Source organism: Prosthecodimorpha staleyi (assembly GCF_018729455.1).
GTDB classification, from domain to species: domain Bacteria; phylum Pseudomonadota; class Alphaproteobacteria; order Rhizobiales; family Ancalomicrobiaceae; genus Prosthecodimorpha; species Prosthecodimorpha staleyi.
In genome coordinates, this window is record NZ_JAHHZF010000005.1 from 145,809 (window position 1) to 165,824 (window position 20,016).

A 20,016-nucleotide genomic window follows, 5' to 3' on the forward strand; every position below is an offset into this window, starting at 1 on the left:
TCGGATCGTCCCAGGCGGCCATCGGAAGGTCCGCCGTCCGTCCTATGACGCAGCATCCCGTCGACGCCCCGCAATTCTACCTGACCGCGCCCGCGAGCTGCCCCTATCTGGCCGGCCGCCAGGAGCGCAAGGTGTTCACCCATCTGGTGGGCGAGCGGGCCGCGCAGCTCAACGATGTGCTGACTCAGGGCGGGTTCCGGCGCAGCCAGAACATCGCCTATCGGCCGGCCTGCGAGGCCTGCCGCGCCTGCGTCTCCGTACGCATCGCGGTCGAAGAATTCGATTGGCTGAAGAGCTTCAAGCGCACCATGCGCACCAACGAGGACCTGTTCGGCGCCGAGCAGCCCGCCGCGCCGACATCTGAGCAGTATTCCCTGTTCCGCCGCTATCTCGACGCGCGCCACGGCGACGGCGGCATGGCCGACATGACCGTGCTCGACTATGCGATGATGATCGAGGACACCCATGTCGATACCATGGTGGTCGAGTATCGCCGGCGCGGCATCGACACCGCCGTCACGGGACGTGGCACGGGACCGCTGCTTGGCACGGCCCTGACCGACATCCTCTCCGACGGCCTGTCGATGGTCTATTCGTTCTACGATCCCGAACCCGGCTGGCGCGGCCTCGGTACCTACATGATCCTCGACCATGTCCGCCGTGCCATCGCCCACGGCCTGCAATATGTCTATCTCGGCTATTGGGTCGCCGGCTCGCGCAAGATGGACTACAAGCGCCGCTTCCAACCGCTTGAATATCTGAGCCCGCAGGGCTGGAATCGGAAGCCCGAATAGGCCGCCCATCGGTTCCGGGAAGACCGGCATCGCGCGTCGGAAAGGCCCGCACTGTCTCGGGACCCGGCACAGCGGAAGTCGCGACCGTTCCTGCATCTTCCCCGGCCGGACGGGCGGGAACCAATGCGGACCGCCTCAGTCTCCTTAGGTATGCCGGGACAGCAGGAACATCGGATTGGCAGGTGGACCGGGCCGGCGCCGTGCCGCGTGGCGTCATGCTCGCCAACCGGACCCACGAGCGGCGACGTCACCTCACGGCGCAGTGGCCGCCGTTTCCGCGGCAGTCCGGCCCTTGGATGCCGCGCGGGATGCCGCCTTGCGGCTGTCCCACCGCGTCGACCGCGGCGAGGAGGCCCCAGCGCGGTCCGGTCACCACATCGGCGATACCCTGCCCCGACGATCAGGCCGAGGGCTGACCCGCCCTTTGCGAAAGGCCCGCTTCAGGACGCCTTGGACGGCAGGAAGCGGGAGAAGAAGCCCGAGGGGGAACCGGTCCGACCCGCGTCGCCATGGCGGCGTGGCGGGCGATCGCTGACCGTAGCCATAGCCTTCAGGTCGGCGACCACGTCGGGCGACGAACGGGCGACGAACTTGCGGCCGTCATGCAGCACGACCACGAAGACGCGTTCATGGCGGAAGCTCTGGTCGAGCAGTTTGTCCAGGCTCTGGCCGACGCGGCGCAGCCAGCGATCGAGATAGGCCGACACGTTGCCTTCGCTGTGCTCGGCACATCCCGCTACCGCATTCTGCAGTGCAATATCTTCAACGTCACCATTGGCGCAGGTCAAACGCAAGACGGGGCGACCCGTCGCGCTCCGACGAATACGTACCACCCCCGGTGCAAAATCGCCCAATACGATTTCGATGGCAGACATCGGAATGCCCTCAACGTCGCGCTGAATACGCTGCGCGGCTCCGATCTTACAAAGGTACGACGAGTTTCGGATTCGCGATTCGTTGAATGAGGATATCCACAAGGATATTTACTTTACAATGCGGCAAGTGCCGATGTGGTAAAGGTTTTTTCTGAACTCCACAGACGTTCTTCCGTTCACTGAGTGTTCTGTTCGGGACAACAACCAGAATTCCAAGGATAGCGGCTGGCGACTCGAGGTTCCGTGCGTCGTTCCGCTCGCGAGACGGTGACATTCTCAATCGAGCATGAATAGCCATGCGTCGGAATCCCTGCCCTGTTCGGCAAGCACTTGACGCAACGGGCATCGATTGATTCGCGATCTGGCGGGCAGCCGAATTCGGACCGGCCGTTCGGGCGTTGTCGAACCGGTTCGATACTCCGACGCCTCAGGCGTCATCGAACCGGTTCGATACTCAGACGCCTCAGGCGTTGTCGAACCGGTTGGTGGCCGGAAAGCCGCGCGGCGGCAGGCGGCCGGCATCGGCGCGGTTGCCGAGCCAATCCTTCAGGTCGTCGAGCGAGCGCGTGAAGCTCGATCCGCCGGAACTGGTCCAGACCAGCCCCTCGGCGCCGTTGAAGCATTTGAGATCGGCCAGACCGCCATCCTTGAAGCGCTGCAGGCGCACGCCGGAACCGCGCGCCATCTCGGCGACCTGCTCGATGGGGAAGACCAGGAACTTGCGATTGTCGCCGATCGTCGCGACATGGGTCGCGCCCGGCGGCACGGTGCGCACCAGGCGGACCTCGTCCTTGGCCGCGACATTGACCACCTGGCGCCCCTTGCGGGTCTGCGCCACCACCTCGGCCTCGGGCACGATGAAGCCCTTGCCCTCGCGCGTGGCGACCAGCAGGCGGCGGTCCGGGCGATGGACGAAGACATCCAGCACGTCCTGGTCCTCGTCGAGATCGACCTGGATGCGGATCGGCTCGCCATGGCCGCGCCCGCCCGGCAGCTTGGAGGCATCGAGCGTGAAGACGCGGCCGGCGGTTGAGAAGACGACAATCTTGTCGGTGGTCTCCGCCTTGAAGGCGACCCGGAGCTTGTCGCCCTGCTTGAAGTCGAGCCGCGCGAAATCGTCGAGATGGCCCTTCAGGGCGCGGATCCAGCCCTTCTCGGAGACCACAACGGTGATCGCCTCGCGCTCGATCATCGCTTCCTTGATGTCCTCCTGGGCGTGGCCGGGCGCATCCGCGAAGGTCGTGCGGCGCTTGCCGAGCTTGGTCTCCGGTCCGAAGGTGGCGGCGACCTCGCGGATCTGCAGCGCGACCACCTTCCACTGCTTGTCGACCGAGGCCAGCAGGTCGCGGATCTGCCCGGCCTCGATGGTCAGCGCCTCGTGCTCCTTGCGGATCTCGAATTCCTCGAGCTTGCGCAGGTTGCGCAGCCGCATGTCGAGGATCGCATTGGCCTGGACGTCGGTCAGGTCGAAGCGGGCCATCAGCACCTGCTTCGGCTCGTCTTCCTCGCGGATGATGCGGATCACCTCGTCGATGTTCAGATAGGCGATCAGCAGGCCGCCGAGGATTTCGAGCCGCTTCTCGATCACGCCGAGCCGGTGGCGCGAGCGGCGCAGCAGCACCTCGCGGCGGTGGTCGAGCCATTCGACCAGCACGTCCTTGAGGCCCATCACCTTTGGGACGATGCCGCCCGACAGGACGTTCATGTTGAGGGAAATGCGGCTTTCGAGCTCGGACAGCTTGAAGACCGATTCCATCATCAGGCCGGGCTCGACATTGCGGCTCTTGGGCACGAAGACGACGCGCACATCCTCGGCGGATTCGTCGCGCACGTCGTCGACCAGCGGCAATTTGCGCTCGTTGATCAGGTCGGCCAGTTTCTCGATCAGGCGGCTCTTGGCGACCTGGTAGGGGATTTCGGTGACCACCACCACCCAGGTGCCGCGGCCCTGATCCTCGGTGTGCCAGCGCGCCCGGACCCGGAAGGCGCCGCGTCCCGTCCGGTAGCTCTCCAGGATCGAGGCGCGGCTTTCGACGATGATGCCGCCGGTCGGGAAGTCCGGCCCGGGCACGATCTCGACCAGGTCCTCGATACCGGTCTCCGGTGCCTCGATCAGCTTCAGGGCGGCGCGACACAGCTCATGCGCATTGTGCGGCGGGATCGAGGTCGCCATGCCGACGGCGATGCCGGACGAGCCGTTGGCGAGCAGGTTCGGGAAGGCGCCGGGCAGCACGACCGGCTCCTCCTCGGAGCCGTCATAGGTCGGGCGGAAATCGACCGCGTCCTCGTCGATGCCTTCGAGGAGGAGCGCCGCCACCTCGGTCAGCCGCGCCTCGGTGTAGCGCATGGCGGCCGGGTTATCGCCGTCGATATTGCCGAAATTGCCCTGCCCGTCGACCAGCGGATAGCGCTGCGCGAAATCCTGCGCGAGCCGCACCATGGCGTCGTAGACCGACTGGTCGCCGTGCGGATGGAACTTGCCGATCACGTCGCCGACGACGCGGGCGCATTTCTTGAAGGCCGAGCCGGGATCGAGCCGCAACGCCCGCATGGCGTAGAGCAGGCGCCGGTGCACCGGCTTCAGCCCGTCGCGCACGTCCGGTAGCGCGCGATGCATGATGGTCGACAGGGCATAGGCGAGGTAGCGCTCTTCCAGCGCGTCGCGCAGATTGACCGGCAGCACCTCGCCGCCCGGCCCGCTCTCGTCGCCGCCATCGGACGGCGGAATCACCCTGTTTCCCATATGTTCCCGTTACGCCATCTCCCCCCGAAGGGCAAGCCTGGACGCCCCGCCGTCACGCACCGCCGGCGCCCCGCTGGATCAGCGCCAGCAGCCGGTCGCGCGTCTCGGGCAGGTCGCGCCCGCGCTCCTGCGCGGCATGGCGGGCGAGAAAATGGCCGGTCAGCCGGAATCCGGCCGCAAGATCGGCCCCGTCCGGCGGCGGATGGTTCGACCCGTCCGCCGGCGCCAGGAAAGCGGGCAGCGGCAACAGCCGGTCGGCGAAGGGCGCGCCGGCCTCCCGGCTGGCGGCCCGGCCGGTCTTCGGGCTGACCCAGGCCAGATCGCGCGTCGCCCCGGTCAGGGCGCAGGCGGACAGATCCAGCCCGATGCCGAGCCCTTCGAGCAGCATCAGTTCGAAGCGCACGACGAGTTCGCCGGTCTCGACCGGGTCGCCGATGCGGTCGAGCACCTCGTCGAGGGCGGCATAGAGCTCGGGATGCGGGTCGCGTTCCGAGACGAGCCGGAGCAGCGCCGCGAGGGTCTGCGCCGCCAAGAGCGCGATCGGGCTCTCCATGAAGCCGGCGGCGCGGAAGCCGATCGGCTCGACCGCGTAGCTGCCGAGATGCTCGTCGAGCCGCGCGCGCCAGACGAGGCGCAGGCGGTTGCCGGTCTGCAGCGCGGCGGCGAGCTTCTGCGAGCGCGCGCCGCGCACGAGACCCAGATGCCGCCCCCGTTCGCGCGTCATCGCCTCCAGCACGGCGTGGGATTCGCCCTGCCGGCGCAGGCCGAGCACGATCGCCTCGTCGGTCCACTCCATGGCGCCAGTCTATCCGGCCGGCCCGTCCGGCAGAAGGCGGGCGGCGGACACGATACGGGCATCGGTTGCCGTTGCCGGATCGGTCACGGACGCGGCCCCTCCCCGGCGACCGCGTCGATCAGGTCAAGCCAGGGCCTGACCCCGATCCGGGCACGGTCGTAGCGCGCCGCGATGGTCTCGCGCGCCGCCCCGCGCAGGGCCGTGAAATCCGCCGGCCGCCGGCAGGCCGCCGCCATGGTGTCGGCCAGTGCCGCGCGATCGAAGAAGTCGACCAGCAGGCCGTTGCGGCCGTGCTCGACCACCTCTTGGACCGGGGCGGTCGCCGAGCCGATCACCAGAGCTTCCACCGCCATAGCCTCGAACAGCGACCAGGAGGCGACGAACGGATAGGTCAGATAGACATGCGCCGCACCGGCCCGGATCGCATCGAGCATGCGGCCATGCGGCAGGGTACCGACGAAATGCACGCGGCGCGGATCGACCGCATCCGCGATCTCGGCCCAGAAGATGTCGCGCCAGGTCCGGCCCTCGGGCGGCGGCGTGCCGTAGCCCTTGCCGTCGGCGGCACCGATCAGCACCACCTCGGCCTCCGGCACCGCGGCCAGGAAAGCCGGCAGCGCGCGGACGAAGACATGCGCGCCGCGCAGCGGCTCGAAGCGGCGGTTGACGAAGGTGACGAAGGGCGTCGTTCGATCGAGGATGCGGCCGTCCGGCAGCGCGAAGCGGGCGGCGGGATCGGGCCGGATCGCGGCGAGGTCGACGCCCTCGTGGATGACATGGGCATCGCGCGCGAGCCGCGGCGGCAGCATCGACACCTGGAACCGGCTCGGGGCAACGACCGCGTCGGCCTCGGCCAGCGCCAGCAGCATCGAGGCGTTCTTGGCGTGGACGCGGCAGAGCTCGTCCAAGGTCTCCTTGGCGAATTCCCGATCGAAACCGACATCGCCGCCGCGGCTGCGGTAGTAGAACTCGGCATATTCGATGCGCCGCGCCGCCGGGAAAATCTCGCCGAGGAACAGCGTCTCGCCCCAGCCCGGATGGCCGACGATGACATCCGGCGCGAAACCCTTGGCCTTCAGCGCCTCCGCGGCCCGCGCCGCCGCCCGCCCGCGCAGGAAATCGGCCTCGGCCCGGACCGCCGGCTCGAAGATGCCCTTGGTCGTGCCGCGCTTCAGCCCCCAGCGCATGATCGGCACGCCCGGCACCCCCGGCGCCCCGTCCTGCGCGATCGCCGCCACCCGGTCCCCGCGCGCGCGCAGGGCTTCGGCCAGAAAACCGAACTGGCCGGGGAAGTTGTTGTGCACCAGGAGGACGGAGAGCGGCATGGCGGGTCGAGCCTAACCGATCCGGACGACCGCCGTCACTCGGTCGGGAACTCCAACCCCATCTCGCGGTAGCGTTCCGGGTCGTCGGACCAGTTCTCGCGCACCTTCACGAACAGGAACAGGTGCACCGGCTTCTCGGCGATCTCGGCGATCTCCTCGCGCGCGGCCATCGAGATGGCCTTGATGGTCTGGCCCTTCTCGCCGAGTACGATACGCTTCTGGCTTTCGCGCGCGACGTAGATGACCTGCTCGATGCGGATCGAGCCGTTGCGCATCTGCTTCCACTGCTCGGTCTCCACGGTCGATTCGTAGGGCAGTTCGTCGTGGAGACGCAGGAAGACCTTCTCGCGGGTGACCTCGGCGGCGAGCTGGCGCAGCGGCAGGTCGGAGATCTGGTCCTCCGGATAGAGCCAGGGTCCGGTCGGCACATGCCGGCCGAACCAGGCCAGCACGTCCTGGACGCCGTCGCCGTTCATCGCCGAGACCATGAACACCGCCTCGAAGGCGGCCTTGGCGCTGGCCTGCGCGGCGAGCGCCAGGAGCGCGTCGCGGCGGAGCAGGTCGATCTTGTTGAGGATCAGCACCTTCGGCTGGCGCACTTCGGCGAGGCGCTCGAGTACGGCCAGCGCGCCGTCGTCGAGACCCTTCTTGGCGTCGATCAGCAGCGCGACCAGATCGGCATCGGCCGCCCCGCCCCAGGCGGAGGTGACCATGGCGCGGTCGAGCCGGCGGCGCGGCCGGAAGATGCCGGGCGTGTCGACGAAGATGACCTGCGCGCCGTCCTGCATGGCGATGCCGCGGATCAGGTTGCGGGTCGTCTGCACCTTGTGGGTGACGATCGAGACCTTGGCGCCGACGAGCTGGTTGAGCAGGGTCGACTTGCCGGCATTGGGCGCACCGATCAGGGCGACGAAACCGGCCCGCGTCGAAGACGCCGCCGCCTCGGCCCGACGCAGCGCCGCCTTGGCCTTCTTGTTGAGCGGTACCGGCTCGAAATCGTCGTCGGCGGAGATGTCTTCGGGCTCTTCGGCCATGGGTCGTGTCCGTTCCGGATCTGATGAGGCGCCGGTCCGGCGGATCATATCGCGATCGGACGGCGCAGTCGTGGGATGAATGGGCGGAGGTCTCAGCGCTCGGACGCCGCGACGATCGGGCCGTCTTCCGACCACAGACCCTCACGCACCAGAATGGCGGTGGCGGCGTTCTGCTCCGCCTCGCGTTTGGAGCGCCCGCGGCCTTCGGCGCCTTCGAGACCGGAGAGATCGACCGCGATGGTGAATTCCGGATCGTGATCGGGTCCGCAGCGGCCGACCTCGCGATAGACCGGTGCCGGAAGTCCGCGGCCCTGGACCCACTCCTGCAGCGTCGTCTTGGCATCGCGCAGCGGACCGCGCGCGGACATCATCATATCGCGCCAGTGCCGCTCGACGAAGGCGCAGGCCGGCTCGAAGCCGCCGTCAAGATAGATCGCGGCGATCAGCGCCTCGGTCACGTCGCCGAGGATGGCGGTGCGGTTGCGGCCGCCGGTCTGGGCCTCGCCGGCGCCCAGCCGCATCACGGCGCCGAGTTCGAGCCGGCGGCCGACCTCCGCGCAAGTCTCCCGCTTGACCAGCGCATTCAGCCGGCGGGCGAGCTCGCCCTCCTCCGCGCGCGGATAGGTCTCGTAGGCCATGGCGGCGACGGACAGGGCCAGCACCCGATCGCCGAGAAATTCGAGCCGCTGGTAGCTGTCGGCCGGGTTGGAGGTTGCGCTGGTGTGGGTCAGGGCGCGCGTCAGCAGCTTCCGATCGGCAAAGCCGTAGCCGATGCGCGCTTCCAGCGCCGCCAGCGGTTCCATACCCTGCGCCATCAGAGCGTGCCGAGCAGGCGGTTCCAGCGGATCGACCAGGGCCAGTTCCAGAACTGCCAGGCAACGCCGTCGATCGAGAAGAAGATGATCTCGGCACGGCCGATCAGATTTTCAAACGGAACCGGACCGACATCGCGCGTAAAGCGGCTATCGGTGGAGTTGTCGCGGTTGTCGCCCATCATGAAATAGTGGCCGGCCGGAACGACATATTCTTCGGTATTGTCGGCACTTCCGTCCTGATACATATCGAGAACGGTGTAGCTGACGCCGTTCGGCAAGGTCTCGCGGTAGCGTCGGATATGGAACGAGGTGCCGAACGCATCGGTCTCGACGAAATCCGCGACCGGCGTGCGCGGCACGGCCTCGCCGTTGATGTAAAGGATCGAGTGCTTCACCTGGATGCGGTCGCCGGGCAGGCCGATCAGCCGCTTGATGAAGTCGGTCCCCTCCTCCTTCGGATTGCGGAACACGATCACGTCGCCGCGCTTCGGCTCGCTCGCCCAGATGCGGCCGGAGAAGTTCGCGATCGGCGTCTGGAACCCGTTCAGCGGATTGCCGCCAAAGGAGAATTTCCCGTAGCCGTAGGAAAATTTCGAAACGAACAGATAGTCGCCGACCAGGAGCGTCGATTTCATCGAGCCCGACGGGATGCTGAACGGCTGGTAGAGGAAGGTGCGCACGAGCAGCGCGAGGATGAGTGCGTGGATGACGACCTTGATGGTCTCGCCGACGCCGCCAGCCTGCTGGTCTTTTCCTGTTGTGGTCACGCTCATGCGCCTTTTTTCCAACCTCGCCCGTACCGGCCACGTGATAGCCGGTCATGCCAGCCCCCGCAACCGCCCCCGGATGCCTCGTCTTTCGGGCGGATCGGCCGGACGGTCACATTCCTGTGGTCCCGCGCGCTCATCCGGCCGCCTTGGGCCAGCCCAACGGCACCGCCGAGATGACCACGAAGGCCTGTGCCAGCGGATAGTCGTCCGTGATGGTCAGATCGATGCGGGCCTCGAAGCCCTCCGGCGTCAGCGCCGCCAGCCGCTCCGCCGCACTGCCGCCAAGCAGGATGGTGGGCTTGCCGGATGGCAGATTGACGACGCCCATCTCGCGCCAGTTGACGCCCATGCGGATGCCGGTACCCAGCGCCTTGGAACAGGCCTCCTTGGCGGCGAAGCGCTTGGCATAGGAGGCGGCACGCTGGTCGCGTCGGTCGGATTTGGCACGCTCGACATCGGTGAAGACGCGATGGGTGAAGCGCTCTCCGAAGCGGGCGAGCGTCTTCTCGATGCGGCGGATGTCGATCAGGTCGGACCCGATACCGATGATCATGAAGCCCTCACGATGCGGCGACGAGCCCGCGAGCGACATCCATATGGTGGCGCATGGTCCGGATCGAGGCCTCGAAGCCGATGAAGATCGCCTCGCCCACGAGGAAGTGACCGATATTCAGTTCCTTCACCTCCGGCAGCGCCGCGACCAGTTCGACCGTGTCATAGGCGAGGCCGTGGCCGGCATGAACCTCCAGGCCGAGTTCGGCGCCGTGCCGGGCGGAGGCGGCGATGCGGGCCAGTTCCTGGTCGCGCTCGGCGAAGCGGCCTTCATTGTGCAGGTCGCAGTAGCGGCCGGTATGGATCTCGACGACCGGCGCGCCGAGCCGGACGGCCGCCTCGAACTGGCGCGGATCGGCCTCGATGAACAGCGAGACGCGGATGCCGGCCGCCGCCAGGCGGGCGACGATCGGCTTCAGATGGGCTTCCTGGCCGGCGGCATCGAGCCCGCCCTCGGTGGTCCGCTCCTCGCGCCGCTCCGGCACGATGCAGGCGGCATGCGGCCGGTGGCGCAGCGCGATCGCCGCCATCTCGTCGGTGGCAGCCATTTCCAGATTGAGCGGCAGGTCGATCTCGGCCATCAGCCGCTCGATGTCGGTATCCCGGATGTGGCGGCGGTCCTCGCGCAGATGCGCGGTGATGCCGTCGGCGCCGGCCGCGGCAGCGAGCTGTGCCGCGCGCAGCGGATCGGGATGCAGGCCCCCGCGCGCATTGCGGATGGTCGCCACATGGTCGATGTTGATGCCGAGCCTCAGAGAGCCGGGCCGTCCGTCGCGCTGCATGCCAATGCCTCCCGTCCGCGCCGCGTCGCGATCCGGCGCGCCTTGTGCTTCTCCTGATAGGCACGCACGGCGGAGAGGACAACGCCGTAGACGGCAAGGCTGGTGAGACTTCCCGCCACGGCAAGCCCAACCGCCGCCGGCAGGGCGAGGTCGGCGAGCCGTTCGAGCGCGATCGGCCCGAGCCCGGGCCGGCCGAGCAGCCACAGGCCGAGTTGGACCGCGCCGACGAAGATTAGCGGATAGACCAGCGGGTTGCCGACGTGGCTGCCGACGATGGCGGCCATCGGGTTGACGCGCAGCAGCGAGGCGAGGCCGGCCGACAGCACCACGCGGCCGCCGAGGAACGGCGTGAAGCTGACGAAGCAGCCGATCGCCGTGCCGGCCGCCACCGAACGCGCCGATCCGGGCAGATGCAGGAGGCGGGTCCAATACCAGCGCGCCAGCCCGAGCCAGCGGCCGGGCCGGCGCAGGATCCGCCAGCTTCGCTTGAATTCCTTGCCGATCTTCCTGCGCACGTTCATGGCCGCATCCTGCCGGAAGTCCGACCCTTAGGGAAAGCCCGGATCACGCCCCGTCGGCACGATCCGCGCGGCAGGGTGAACGGGGCATCGGGGGCGGATGCGGCGGACGCTCGTGCGCGGCGCGCGCCGGCACGCACGGCCTCAGGCCAGGTTGCGGCTGCCGGGTTTGACCGGCGGCAGGGCGGCGAGTTCGGGCGGCAGCTGGTCGGCCGGATAGGCCGGCACCTTGAAGCCGGCGAGCGCGATCAGCGGCACGCCGACCTCCGCCTCGCCGTCGGAGCGGTCGATCAGGCAGGCGCAGGCGACCACCTTGGCGCCGAGCGCCTCCAGGGCCGCGATCGTCTCGCGCGAGGAGAGCCCGGTCGTCACGATGTCCTCGACCACCACCACGCGCGCGCCCTCCGGCAGTTCGAAGCGCCGGAGCCGCATCTCGCCGCCCTCGCGCTCGACCCAGACCGCCGGCACGCCGAGATGGCGCGCCGTCTCGTAGCCCGGCACGATGCCACCGAGCGCCGGCGATACGACATAGTCGACCCCGTCCGGCACCGCGGCGCGGATCTTCTCGGCCAGCGCCTTGCAGACGATCTCGGTCTTGTCCGGATACTGGAACACCCGCGCCTTCTGGATGAAGACCGGCGAGCGCAACCCCGACGACAGAATGAAATGCCCCTCCAGGATCGCCCCGCAGGAGCGGAACACATCGAGCACATCGTCACGGGTCATGGGCGGGGTCTCCGGCAGGTTTGGGCCGGGGGCCGGGTATAGGGGGCGATGGCGCGGATGTCGAGGGCGGCGGGGCCGGGTAATTCGACTCTACAATAAATCTGGCATCAGAGTCTCAATTGAATTTTCTATGCTTTCATTTCAAAGTTATAACTTACAGAGCCCTCAGATCGTTGCTTTTTCGTATTCTCCCATGCCCATTTCGGTATTTGAGGCGCATCTCGATTTATTTCATTCAGCCTTTGACGATACAACTGTACGCATTTGACCGCATCTACACAAAGACTGGAGTCAGGAAAGTCTGTGTTCCAGTTTCGGCAATCACGCGAAAGCGCATTAAGATTTTCTGCTGCCGTACGGTGGCGCGCAGCTAACTCGTTCAAATTCAGAAAGGCGCTCAGCCCACTCAATATAGACACAATTAGACTCAATAAAACCTGCAATTGCAACGATGAGATACCGAACATCAACTCGTCGCCAACGCCCGATTTCGCGTGACTGGACACAAGCCAAGTTAATATTATTGAAAACAGCGTCGCAGGAATACCAATAAGGAACTTATTATATTTTTCATATACCTCAGCGGCATACCAATGACCTAATTTTGATGTTTCTGTATCCTCTAGATGCCTCATGACTTCTAGACAAACGGATTCAAAGTGATTGCTATCATTAGCCATTCAAAATCTCCAACCTAACGATTGAGACCGGATTCGATTAAAGTACAGGCATTTTCAAGAATAGCCAAATCAGATTCATCGATTTTACAATATTGATCCCACTCAGCCATTGTTCCAATCGAATATGCGATAATTATATTCTCAGCAACCACACTTAATTCAGCACTTAAAATAGCAATGCGCAGCGCTTGCTCTGTTGAATAAAAATCATTTCCACGCGCACTTACCCAACTTAATATCTTATATCTAACCGAAAGCCAGCGAAGCACCGCAGATTCTCTAAAAAAGCCAAGTTTCTGCAATTCATAAGAGGCAGTATCACCATTCGAAAAACCGTTAGAAATCTCACTCAAGTCGAAACTCCACCCCTGTTCGACGTATATTCCTAACAAACTGACTATCACTAAGATAGTAGTATCTTTCATGTAGAGGGAAACATGAAATAAATGAATTAAATTCTTCGATACTCTCTCTAAGTAACGGCGCCATACAATTTATAACATCGAATAAATTTGAATTATCCTGCAATACTATTACCATATCAATATCAGAACTTGATATATTCAAGTTACAGCCAGACCCATATCGTACTATAAACTTTCCACCCGAAACGCTCCTTAACAATTTTGTACAGATAGAATTCAGATCTTCATTTGAAACAGATTTTATCATAGCGAACCGTCGCAGGATTAAAACAACACACGAATTTCCAATTCAGCAAATGCTTGACCGCACCTTCTAATCAGAATTGTAACCTCTCTCCCTCGTTTGGTGCAATCACAAAATTCCGACACCTTTCCCATACAGCACCTCACCCGTTCACCCGCTCCACGCTCGAGATGATCGGCTTGGAGCGGAGCTGGTTGGTGATGCGGGTCAGGTGCTTCAGGTCCCAGACCTCCAGGTCGATCAGGATCTCGTGGAAGTCGGCGCCCTTGCGGATCATCTTGATGTTGTCGATGTTGCCGTCGTTGTCGGCGATGATCTGGGCGATCTGGGCGAGCGAGCCGGGTTCGTTGAGCGAGGTCAGCGCGATGCGGGCCGGGAAGCGGATCGGGTCGGCGGGGTCGATGTCCCAGCGCACGTCGAGCCAGCGGCCGGGCTGGTCGTCGAATTCCTTCAGGTCCGGCGACTGGATCGGATAGATGGTGATGCCCTGGCCGGGGGTCAGGATGCCGACGATGCGGTCGCCCGGCACGGCGCCGCCATTGGGGGCGAAGATCACCGGCAGGTCGCCGGCGAGGCCGCGGATCGGGATCGAGCGTTCCGCATCCGGCGCGGAGGCCGCACCTGGCACGCGGAACTTCATCTTGCCGCCGGCGCCGACGCCGAACCAGCCCTCCCCGGCCCCGGCCTTCGGATTGGAGCTGGCGCGCTCGTCCTGATAGTCGGGATAGACCGCCTTCAGCACCGCCTCGGAGGTCAGTTCGCCGCGCCCGACCGCGGCGATGATGTCCTGGATCGAGGAATGGCCGAGCCGGTGGATGACCGGCTCCAGCGCGGTCTCGGCAAAGCTGCGGCCGGCGCGGTCGAAGCTGCGCACCAGAATTTGGCGGCCGAGCCCGCCGAACTGCTTGCGCACCGCCTCGCGGGTGGCGCGCCGGATCGCGGCGCGCGCCTTGCCGGTGACCGCGATCTGCTCCCAGGCCGGCGGCGGCACCTGCGCCTTGGAGCGGATGATGTCGACCTCGTCGCCATTCGAGAGCTCGGTCATCAGCGGCATGATGCGGCCGTTGATCTTGGCGCCGACGCAGGTGTTGCCGACATCGGTGTGGACCGCATAGGCGAAGTCGATCGGCGTCGCGCCACGCGGCAGGGCGATGATCTTGCCCTTCGGGGTGAAGCAGAAGACCTGGTCGTGGAACAGTTCGAGCTTGGTGTTCTCGAGGAATTCTTCCAGGTTCAGGTTCGGGTCGTTCAGCCGCTCGATCGTGTCGCGCAGCCAGGCATAGGCGCCGGAGGCCTCGGTCAGCCGCGCGATGTTGCGCCCGCCGGAAATGCGGTCGCCATCCTTGTAGAGCGCGTGGGCGGCGATGCCGTATTCGGCGATCCGGTGCATCTCCTCGGTCCGGATCTGCAGTTCGACGCGCTGCCGGCCAGGCCCGACCACGGTGGTGTGGATCGAACGGTAGTCGTTCTGCTTCGGCGTCGAGATGTAGTCCTTGAACCGGCCCGGCACCATCGGCCAGGTCGAATGGACGATGCCGAGCGTATGGTAGCACTCGTCCAGGCTCGGCACGAGCACCCGGAAGCCGTAGACGTCGGAGAGCTGTTCGAACGAGACGCCCTTGCGCTGCATCTTCACGAAGATCGAATAGGGCCGCTTCATGCGTCCCTTGACCTTGGCGGCGATCGCAGAGGCGCCGAGCTTCTCGGTCAGGGCCTGTTCGATGACGGTGGCGAGGTCGCGATTGCGCTCGCTCAAGGCTTCCAGCCGGGCCTGGATGGTCTTATAGGCCTCCGCATTCATATAGCGGAAGGCGAGATCCTCGAGCTCTTCGCGCATGCCCTGCATGCCGAGCCGGCCGGCGAGCGGCGCATAGATCTCCATCGTCTCCTCGGAGACGCGGAAGCGCTTGGCCTCGGGCACGAAATGCAGCGTGCGCATGTTGTGCAGCCGGTCGGCCAGCTTGACGATCAGCACGCGCACGTCGTCGGCGACGGCGAGCAGCAGGCGCCGGAAATTCTCGGCCTGCTCGGTCTTCTTGGAGACGAAATCGAGTTTCTTGAGCTTGGTCAGACTCTCGACCAGGCTGCCGATCTCCTCGCCGAACAGGGCGTCGATCTCCGAGCGCGTCGCATCGGTGTCCTCGATCGTGTCGTGCAGCAGGGCGACGGCGATCGAGGCATCGTCGAAACGCAGGTCGGTCAGGATGGCGGCGACTTCGAGCGGATGCGAGAAATAGGGATCGCCGGAGGCGCGCTTCTGCGCTCCATGCTTCATCATTCCATAGACATAGGCCTTGTCGAGCAGCGCCTCGTCCGCATTCGGATTGTAGCGCTTGACCCGCTCGACCAGTTCGTATTGCCGCATCATCGCGTTTCAGATCCGCTCAAGCTGCCGTTCGCCGCGCCATTTCGGAGGGCGCGGCCGGCCCGTTCTTCGTCTTTCGGCACCGAGGCGCCATCGCAAAAAGGGCACTCGGCGACGGATCCGGCGCTCAGCCTTGCCGTCCCGCCCGGCTGCTCTCGGACCGTCGTGCCACGGGCGGACCGACGACGGGAAGATCGTGGTGGGATCCGACCGAAGCGGCCGAGGGGCCATCATGCCATAGGAATTGCGGCGGAAAACCCAATTCGTCCATCGATTTCGCGCGTCCGTTGCGCGCAGCGTCGTAACGGCAACAGCGGCCGCCCGCTGCTTGACCGGGCGCCGACGAAAAGGCCGGTCTCGCGACCGGCGGCAACGAAAAAGGCCGGTCATGCGACCGGGTGGAAACGCAAAGGGCCGGTCCTGTGACCGGGCGGAAACGCAAAGGGCCGGTCTTGCGACCGGGTGGAAACGCAAAGGGCCGGTCTTGCGACCGGGTGGAAACGCAAAGGGCCGGTCTTGCGACCGGCCCGGGCATCCGCACGACGGTGGAGGCAGGACGATCAGTCCTCCTCCTCCTTGTCCGGGGGAACGAGGCCTTCGAGGCCGCGCAGCAGTTCTTCTTCCGACATCCGGTCGAACTGCGGCTCGGCATCGTCGTCGCCCGACGAGGCCGACGCGATCAGCGGAACGGCTTCGGGTTCCGGCTCGTCGACCTCGACGAACTTCTGAAGGGAGTGGATGAACTCCTCCTTCAGATCCTCCGGGCTGACCTTCTCTTCCGCGATCTCGCGCAGGGCGACGACCGGGTTCTTGTCGTTGTCGCGATCGATGGTGATCGGCGAGCCGGAGGAGATCGTCCGGGCCCGATGGCTGGCCAGAAGGACGAGCTCGAACCGGTTCTCCACCTTGTCGATGCAGTCCTCGACGGTGACACGCGCCATAATTCATACTCCAAGGGAATCGAGCGGACTGATAGGGGAACGGCAGCCGGAAAGCAACCATTTCCTGGGATCGGCGCATTTGCCCATGCCGCCGGACAGGGCTTCCCGGGTGAGCCGCGCCAGACTGCGCCTTGAATCGTCACGCGATACACCCCGGCGCGGTCAAGTGCCCGACCGGACAGAAGTCAGATGCACGTCAGACGAATAGAGGGAACACTGGATTGCCGACGATTGCGCAACCAAGCCACGAGCATTACCGCGACGGAAACGTTTCCAGATTACAAATCATGGCATACCGCTTACAGAACACCTGCAGGGGACCACGGTTGGGCTAACAAAGGGTCCAGAAAACCTGGGTAATTTCGAATTTTTGTTGTAAATTTTGATCGGCTATGCCATTGCGGCGTCATAGTGCGCCCGCGTCTTAAGAGCGGGACATAAAAACCCATCGTTTGGCACGTTTCAGAAGCCGTCGCTGGGTCCCCTGAATCAGAATTCAGAAAAGAAGCAGACAGTATGGCCGACATGCGAGAAAAGATCGCACTGTTTATCGACGGTGCCAATTTGTATGCAACATCGAAGTCGCTTGGTTTCGACATCGACTACAAGCGACTCCTTCAGGAATTCCATGGACGCGGCTACCTTCTTCGCGCCTATTATTATACCGCACTCATCGAAGATCAAGAATACTCCTCCATTCGCCCGCTGATCGATTGGCTTGATTACAACGGCTACAAGGTCGTGACCAAGCCGACCAAGGAATTCTACGATTCCTCGGGTCGTCGGAAGATCAAGGCGAACATGGACATCGAACTGGCCGTCGACGCCATGGAGATTTCCGACGCCGTCGACCACATCATCCTGTTCTCCGGCGACGGCGATTTCCGACGTCTGGTCGAAGCGCTGCAGCGCAAGGGCAAGAAGGTTTCGGTGGTCTCCACCCTGCAGACCCAGCCGCCGATGATCGCCGACGACCTGCGCCGTCAGGCCGACCATTTCGTCGAACTGGGCAGCCTGCAGGGCCGGATCGGCCGCGACCCGGCGGAGCGCGCCGCGCGCATGGCCGAGCGCGAAGCCCAGCGCCGCCAGCAGGCGCCGGAATTCGAGGACGACTTCGACGACGTCTGATCCGATCCCGGCGCGCGCCGCGGGACGCGCACCGGGGCCGTCACATCCCGGACGGATCGGCCGCCCGACACCCTGCCCTGCTCTCGGGCATGGCCATCACGGCCCTCGCCCCGGGCAGGCAGCTGCGGGTAGCGCCTGGACCGGCGGCGCGCGTTCATCGGTAGCGCGCGAAGCACGCCGTGCGGCCTCGCCGATCGTTGCCGCAACAGACTGTCGCCGCAGCAGGCCGCCGCCCTGCCGACGATCTCAGGGCGCGGGAACATCCCGTCCCGCGCCGGCCGGAAGCGGTCCGCCCGAAACGCCATCGCCGAAGCGTCATGCCCGAAGCACAATCCATCGATCCGCCGCACGACTGCCCGGTCTGCCCGCGTCTGGCCGGCTTTCGGGCCGACTGGAGCCGGCGCGAACCGGAATGGTTCAACGGGCCGGTGCCGGTCTTCGGCGATCCCGACGCGCGCCTGCTGGTGGTCGGCCTCGCGCCCGGACTGCGCGGCGCGAACCGCACCGGCCGCCCGTTCACCGGCGATTTCGCCGGCGACCTCCTCTACGAAACCTTGATCGCCTTCGGTTTCGCACGGGGCCGCTACCAGGCCCGGCCGGACGATGGCCTGGCGCTGGTCGACACGGCCATCGTCAACGCGGTGCGTTGCGTGCCGCCGGAAAACAAGCCGACGCCTGCAGAGATCGGCAACTGCCGGCCGTTCCTGAAGGCGGCCATCGCCGACCGGCCGCGACTGCGCGCCGTGGTGGCGCTCGGCAAGATTGCCCATGACAGCGTCACGCGCGCCTTCGGCCTGCCGGCGGCGCGGCTCGCCTTCGGCCATGGCGCGCGCCATGTCCTGCCGACCAGGATCACCCTGTTCGACAGCTATCATTGCTCCCGATACAACACGAATACCGGGGTCCTGACGCCCGAGATGTTCCGGTCGGTATTTGCGGCCGTGCAGACCTATCTCCAGGCCTGCGAATAGCCTGGGGCGGCGCGCCCATGCCTTGACCCGCAGATCCAGCGATGGTCACTGGCCCTGGCTGCGCGGGTCAGGCCCTCAGTCGCGCTGCTTCAGCAGCCGGCCCTGCTCGCGCTTCCAGTCGCGTTCCTTCTCGGATTCGCGCTTGTCGTGCGCCTTCTTGCCCCGGCCGATGGCCAGCTTGACCTTGGCGCGACCCTTTTCGTTGAAATAGATCTCGAGCGGGACCAGCGTCATGCCCTCACGCTCGACGGCGGCAGCGAGCTTGCCGATCTCGCGCCGGTGCATCAGCAACTGGCGCGGCCGGCGGGTCTCGTGGTTGAACCGGTTCGCCTGCAGGTATTCCGGGATATAGGCGTTGTAGAGCTGCAGGCTGCCGCCGCGGGCGGCCGCATAGGCATCCGTGATGTTCGACTTGCCGCCGCGCAGGGACTTGACCTCGGTACCGGTCAGGGCAATGCCGGCCTCGAACACGTCCAGGATCTCATAGGAGTACCGGGCTTTCCGGTTCTCGGCGGCGATCTTGCGATCGCCGCCCTTGTCGGCGGACATCGTATGCTCCTCGTCAGTTCAGGATGCCCGCATGGCGCATGGCCGCCTCGACCTCGGCCCGCGGACCTTCCGACATGGCAACGAGCGGCAGGCGCAACTCATTCTGCATGCGACCGAGCCGCGACAGGGCGAATTTCGGCCCGGCCGGGTTGGGTTCCAGGAACAGGGCCCGATGCAACGGCATCAACCGGTCCTGATAGGCCAGCGCGGTGCGGTAGTCGCCGCGCATGCAGGCCTCCTGGAATTCCGCGCAGAGCTTCGGCGCCACATTGGCGGTGACCGAGATGCAGCCGGCGCCGCCATGCGCCATGTAGCCGAGCGCGGTGCCGTCCTCGCCGGACAGCATCAGCCAGTCCGCCCCGATCGTCATCCGCTCCAGCGAAGGCCGGTTCAGGTTCATGGTGGCGTCCTTGACGCCGACCACGTTCTTGCAGTCGCGCTTGATGCGCGCCAGCGTTTCGACCGAGATGTCGATCACGCTGCGCGGCGGGATGTTGTAGACGATGATCGGGATGCCGACCGCGGCGTCGATGGCCCGGAAATGCTGGTAGACGCCTTCCTGGCTCGGCTTGTTGTAATAGGGCGCCACGACCAGCACCCCCTGGGCGCCGGACGTTTCGGCATGCCGGGCCAGGTCGATCGCCTCGGCGGTGTTGTTCGAGCCGGCCCCGGCAATCACAGGCACACGACCGGCTGCGACCTCTATGACCAATTCGACGACGCGCTTGTGTTCGGCATGGGACAGCGTCGGGCTCTCGCCCGTCGTGCCGCAGGGCACCAGGCCATGGCTGCCCTCGCGGATCTGCCACTCGACGAAATCGCCCAGGGCTTTCTCGTCGACCGCGCCGTTGCGGAAGGGCGTGACGAGGGCGGGGAGCGATCCCTTGAACATCCTGATGGTCCTCCGGATGCCGGTCGGCGGCGTCCTGCTGGCGTTGTGGTTGGCGCGGTCGTGTTTTCGACGTATTGGGTCTTCAAGACGG

Annotated in this window: 20 protein-coding genes; 3 read left to right on the plus strand and 17 right to left on the minus strand. The window is 65.3% G+C overall.

Translation table 11 applies throughout. From position 1 onward, the window contains the following. Positions 1-44: 44 nt before the first annotated feature. Positions 45-794 (plus strand): arginyltransferase, encoded by a 750-nt coding sequence (locus KL771_RS11350; protein WP_261968672.1) that lies wholly within the window; start codon positions 45-47, stop codon positions 792-794. Positions 795-1,234: 440 nt separating this feature from the next. On the opposite strand, the gene KL771_RS11355 is transcribed toward KL771_RS11350, so the two are convergent. The 15 genes from KL771_RS11355 to rpoZ all read right to left on the minus strand — a co-directional run bounded on the left by KL771_RS11355 (position 1,235) and on the right by rpoZ (position 16,385). Then, a complete protein-coding gene (locus KL771_RS11355; protein ID WP_261968673.1) occupies positions 1,235-1,669 on the minus strand; it encodes a hypothetical protein in 435 nt (144 codons plus the stop codon). Positions 1,670-2,132: 463 nt separating this feature from the next. Next, a complete protein-coding gene (parC, locus tag KL771_RS11360) occupies positions 2,133-4,412 on the minus strand; it encodes a DNA topoisomerase IV subunit A (protein WP_261968674.1) in 2,280 nt (759 codons plus the stop codon). Positions 4,413-4,464: 52 nt separating this feature from the next. After that, complete coding sequence (gene recO, locus KL771_RS11365) at positions 4,465-5,208, minus strand: DNA repair protein RecO (RefSeq protein ID WP_261968675.1); 744 nt, start codon at positions 5,206-5,208, stop codon at positions 4,465-4,467. An 83-nt stretch (positions 5,209-5,291) separates the two neighbouring features. Continuing rightward, complete coding sequence (locus KL771_RS11370) at positions 5,292-6,533, minus strand: glycosyltransferase (protein WP_261968676.1); 1,242 nt, start codon at positions 6,531-6,533, stop codon at positions 5,292-5,294. A gap of 35 nt (positions 6,534-6,568) precedes the next feature. Then, positions 6,569-7,567, minus strand: a complete 999-nt coding sequence (gene era, locus KL771_RS11375) for a GTPase Era (protein ID WP_261968677.1) — start codon at positions 7,565-7,567, stop codon at positions 6,569-6,571. A gap of 92 nt (positions 7,568-7,659) precedes the next feature. Further along, the gene (gene rnc, locus KL771_RS11380; protein WP_261968678.1) at positions 7,660-8,382 is read right to left on the minus strand and encodes a ribonuclease III; all 723 of its coding nucleotides are present in this window, start codon (positions 8,380-8,382) and stop codon (positions 7,660-7,662) included. After that, entirely contained in the window at positions 8,382-9,155 is a 774-nt protein-coding gene (gene lepB / locus KL771_RS11385; RefSeq protein ID WP_054361090.1) for a signal peptidase I, read from the minus strand. Before lepB ends, rnc begins: the two co-directional genes overlap by 1 nt. Positions 9,156-9,285: 130 nt before the next feature. After that, positions 9,286-9,705: a holo-ACP synthase gene (gene acpS / locus KL771_RS11390; protein WP_261968679.1), complete on the minus strand. Its 420-nt coding sequence runs from the start codon at positions 9,703-9,705 to the stop codon at positions 9,286-9,288. Between the two features lie 7 nt (positions 9,706-9,712). After that, positions 9,713-10,486 (minus strand): pyridoxine 5'-phosphate synthase, encoded by a 774-nt coding sequence (locus KL771_RS11395; RefSeq protein WP_261968680.1) that lies wholly within the window; start codon positions 10,484-10,486, stop codon positions 9,713-9,715. Continuing rightward, positions 10,456-11,007 carry a DUF2062 domain-containing protein gene (locus KL771_RS11400; RefSeq protein ID WP_261968681.1) on the minus strand — a complete coding sequence of 184 codons (552 nt, stop codon included), beginning with the start codon at positions 11,005-11,007 and terminating at the stop codon, positions 10,456-10,458. Before KL771_RS11400 ends, KL771_RS11395 begins: the two co-directional genes overlap by 31 nt. A gap of 141 nt (positions 11,008-11,148) precedes the next feature. After that, positions 11,149-11,730, minus strand: coding sequence for an orotate phosphoribosyltransferase (pyrE, locus tag KL771_RS11405; RefSeq protein ID WP_261968682.1), 582 nt, complete (start codon positions 11,728-11,730; stop codon positions 11,149-11,151). Positions 11,731-11,858: 128 nt separating this feature from the next. Beyond that, complete coding sequence (locus tag KL771_RS11410) at positions 11,859-12,410, minus strand: SLATT domain-containing protein (protein ID WP_261968683.1); 552 nt, start codon at positions 12,408-12,410, stop codon at positions 11,859-11,861. 14 nt (positions 12,411-12,424) lie between these two features. Continuing rightward, a complete protein-coding gene (locus KL771_RS11415; RefSeq protein ID WP_261968684.1) occupies positions 12,425-12,763 on the minus strand; it encodes a hypothetical protein in 339 nt (112 codons plus the stop codon). Positions 12,764-13,221: 458 nt separating this feature from the next. Further along, on the minus strand, positions 13,222-15,447 hold the full coding sequence (locus tag KL771_RS11420; protein WP_261968685.1) for a RelA/SpoT family protein: 2,226 nt from the start codon (positions 15,445-15,447) through the stop codon (positions 13,222-13,224). A 557-nt stretch (positions 15,448-16,004) separates the two neighbouring features. Beyond that, a complete protein-coding gene (gene rpoZ, locus KL771_RS11425; RefSeq protein WP_054361083.1) occupies positions 16,005-16,385 on the minus strand; it encodes a DNA-directed RNA polymerase subunit omega in 381 nt (126 codons plus the stop codon). Positions 16,386-16,901: 516 nt separating this feature from the next. Between rpoZ and KL771_RS11430 the strand changes: the two genes are divergently transcribed. Continuing rightward, positions 16,902-17,513, plus strand: coding sequence for a LabA-like NYN domain-containing protein (locus tag KL771_RS11430; protein ID WP_261968686.1), 612 nt, complete (start codon positions 16,902-16,904; stop codon positions 17,511-17,513). A 317-nt stretch (positions 17,514-17,830) separates the two neighbouring features. Continuing rightward, positions 17,831-18,484 (plus strand): uracil-DNA glycosylase, encoded by a 654-nt coding sequence (locus tag KL771_RS11435; RefSeq protein ID WP_261968687.1) that lies wholly within the window; start codon positions 17,831-17,833, stop codon positions 18,482-18,484. A 75-nt stretch (positions 18,485-18,559) separates the two neighbouring features. Here the strand turns inward: KL771_RS11435 and smpB are convergent, their stop codons facing one another. Both smpB and dapA read right to left on the minus strand, forming a co-directional pair. Further along, positions 18,560-19,033 carry an SsrA-binding protein SmpB gene (smpB, locus tag KL771_RS11440; RefSeq protein WP_261968688.1) on the minus strand — a complete coding sequence of 158 codons (474 nt, stop codon included), beginning with the start codon at positions 19,031-19,033 and terminating at the stop codon, positions 18,560-18,562. 13 nt (positions 19,034-19,046) lie between these two features. Next, complete coding sequence (gene dapA, locus KL771_RS11445) at positions 19,047-19,925, minus strand: 4-hydroxy-tetrahydrodipicolinate synthase (RefSeq protein ID WP_261968689.1); 879 nt, start codon at positions 19,923-19,925, stop codon at positions 19,047-19,049. Positions 19,926-20,016: the final 91 nt, after the last annotated feature.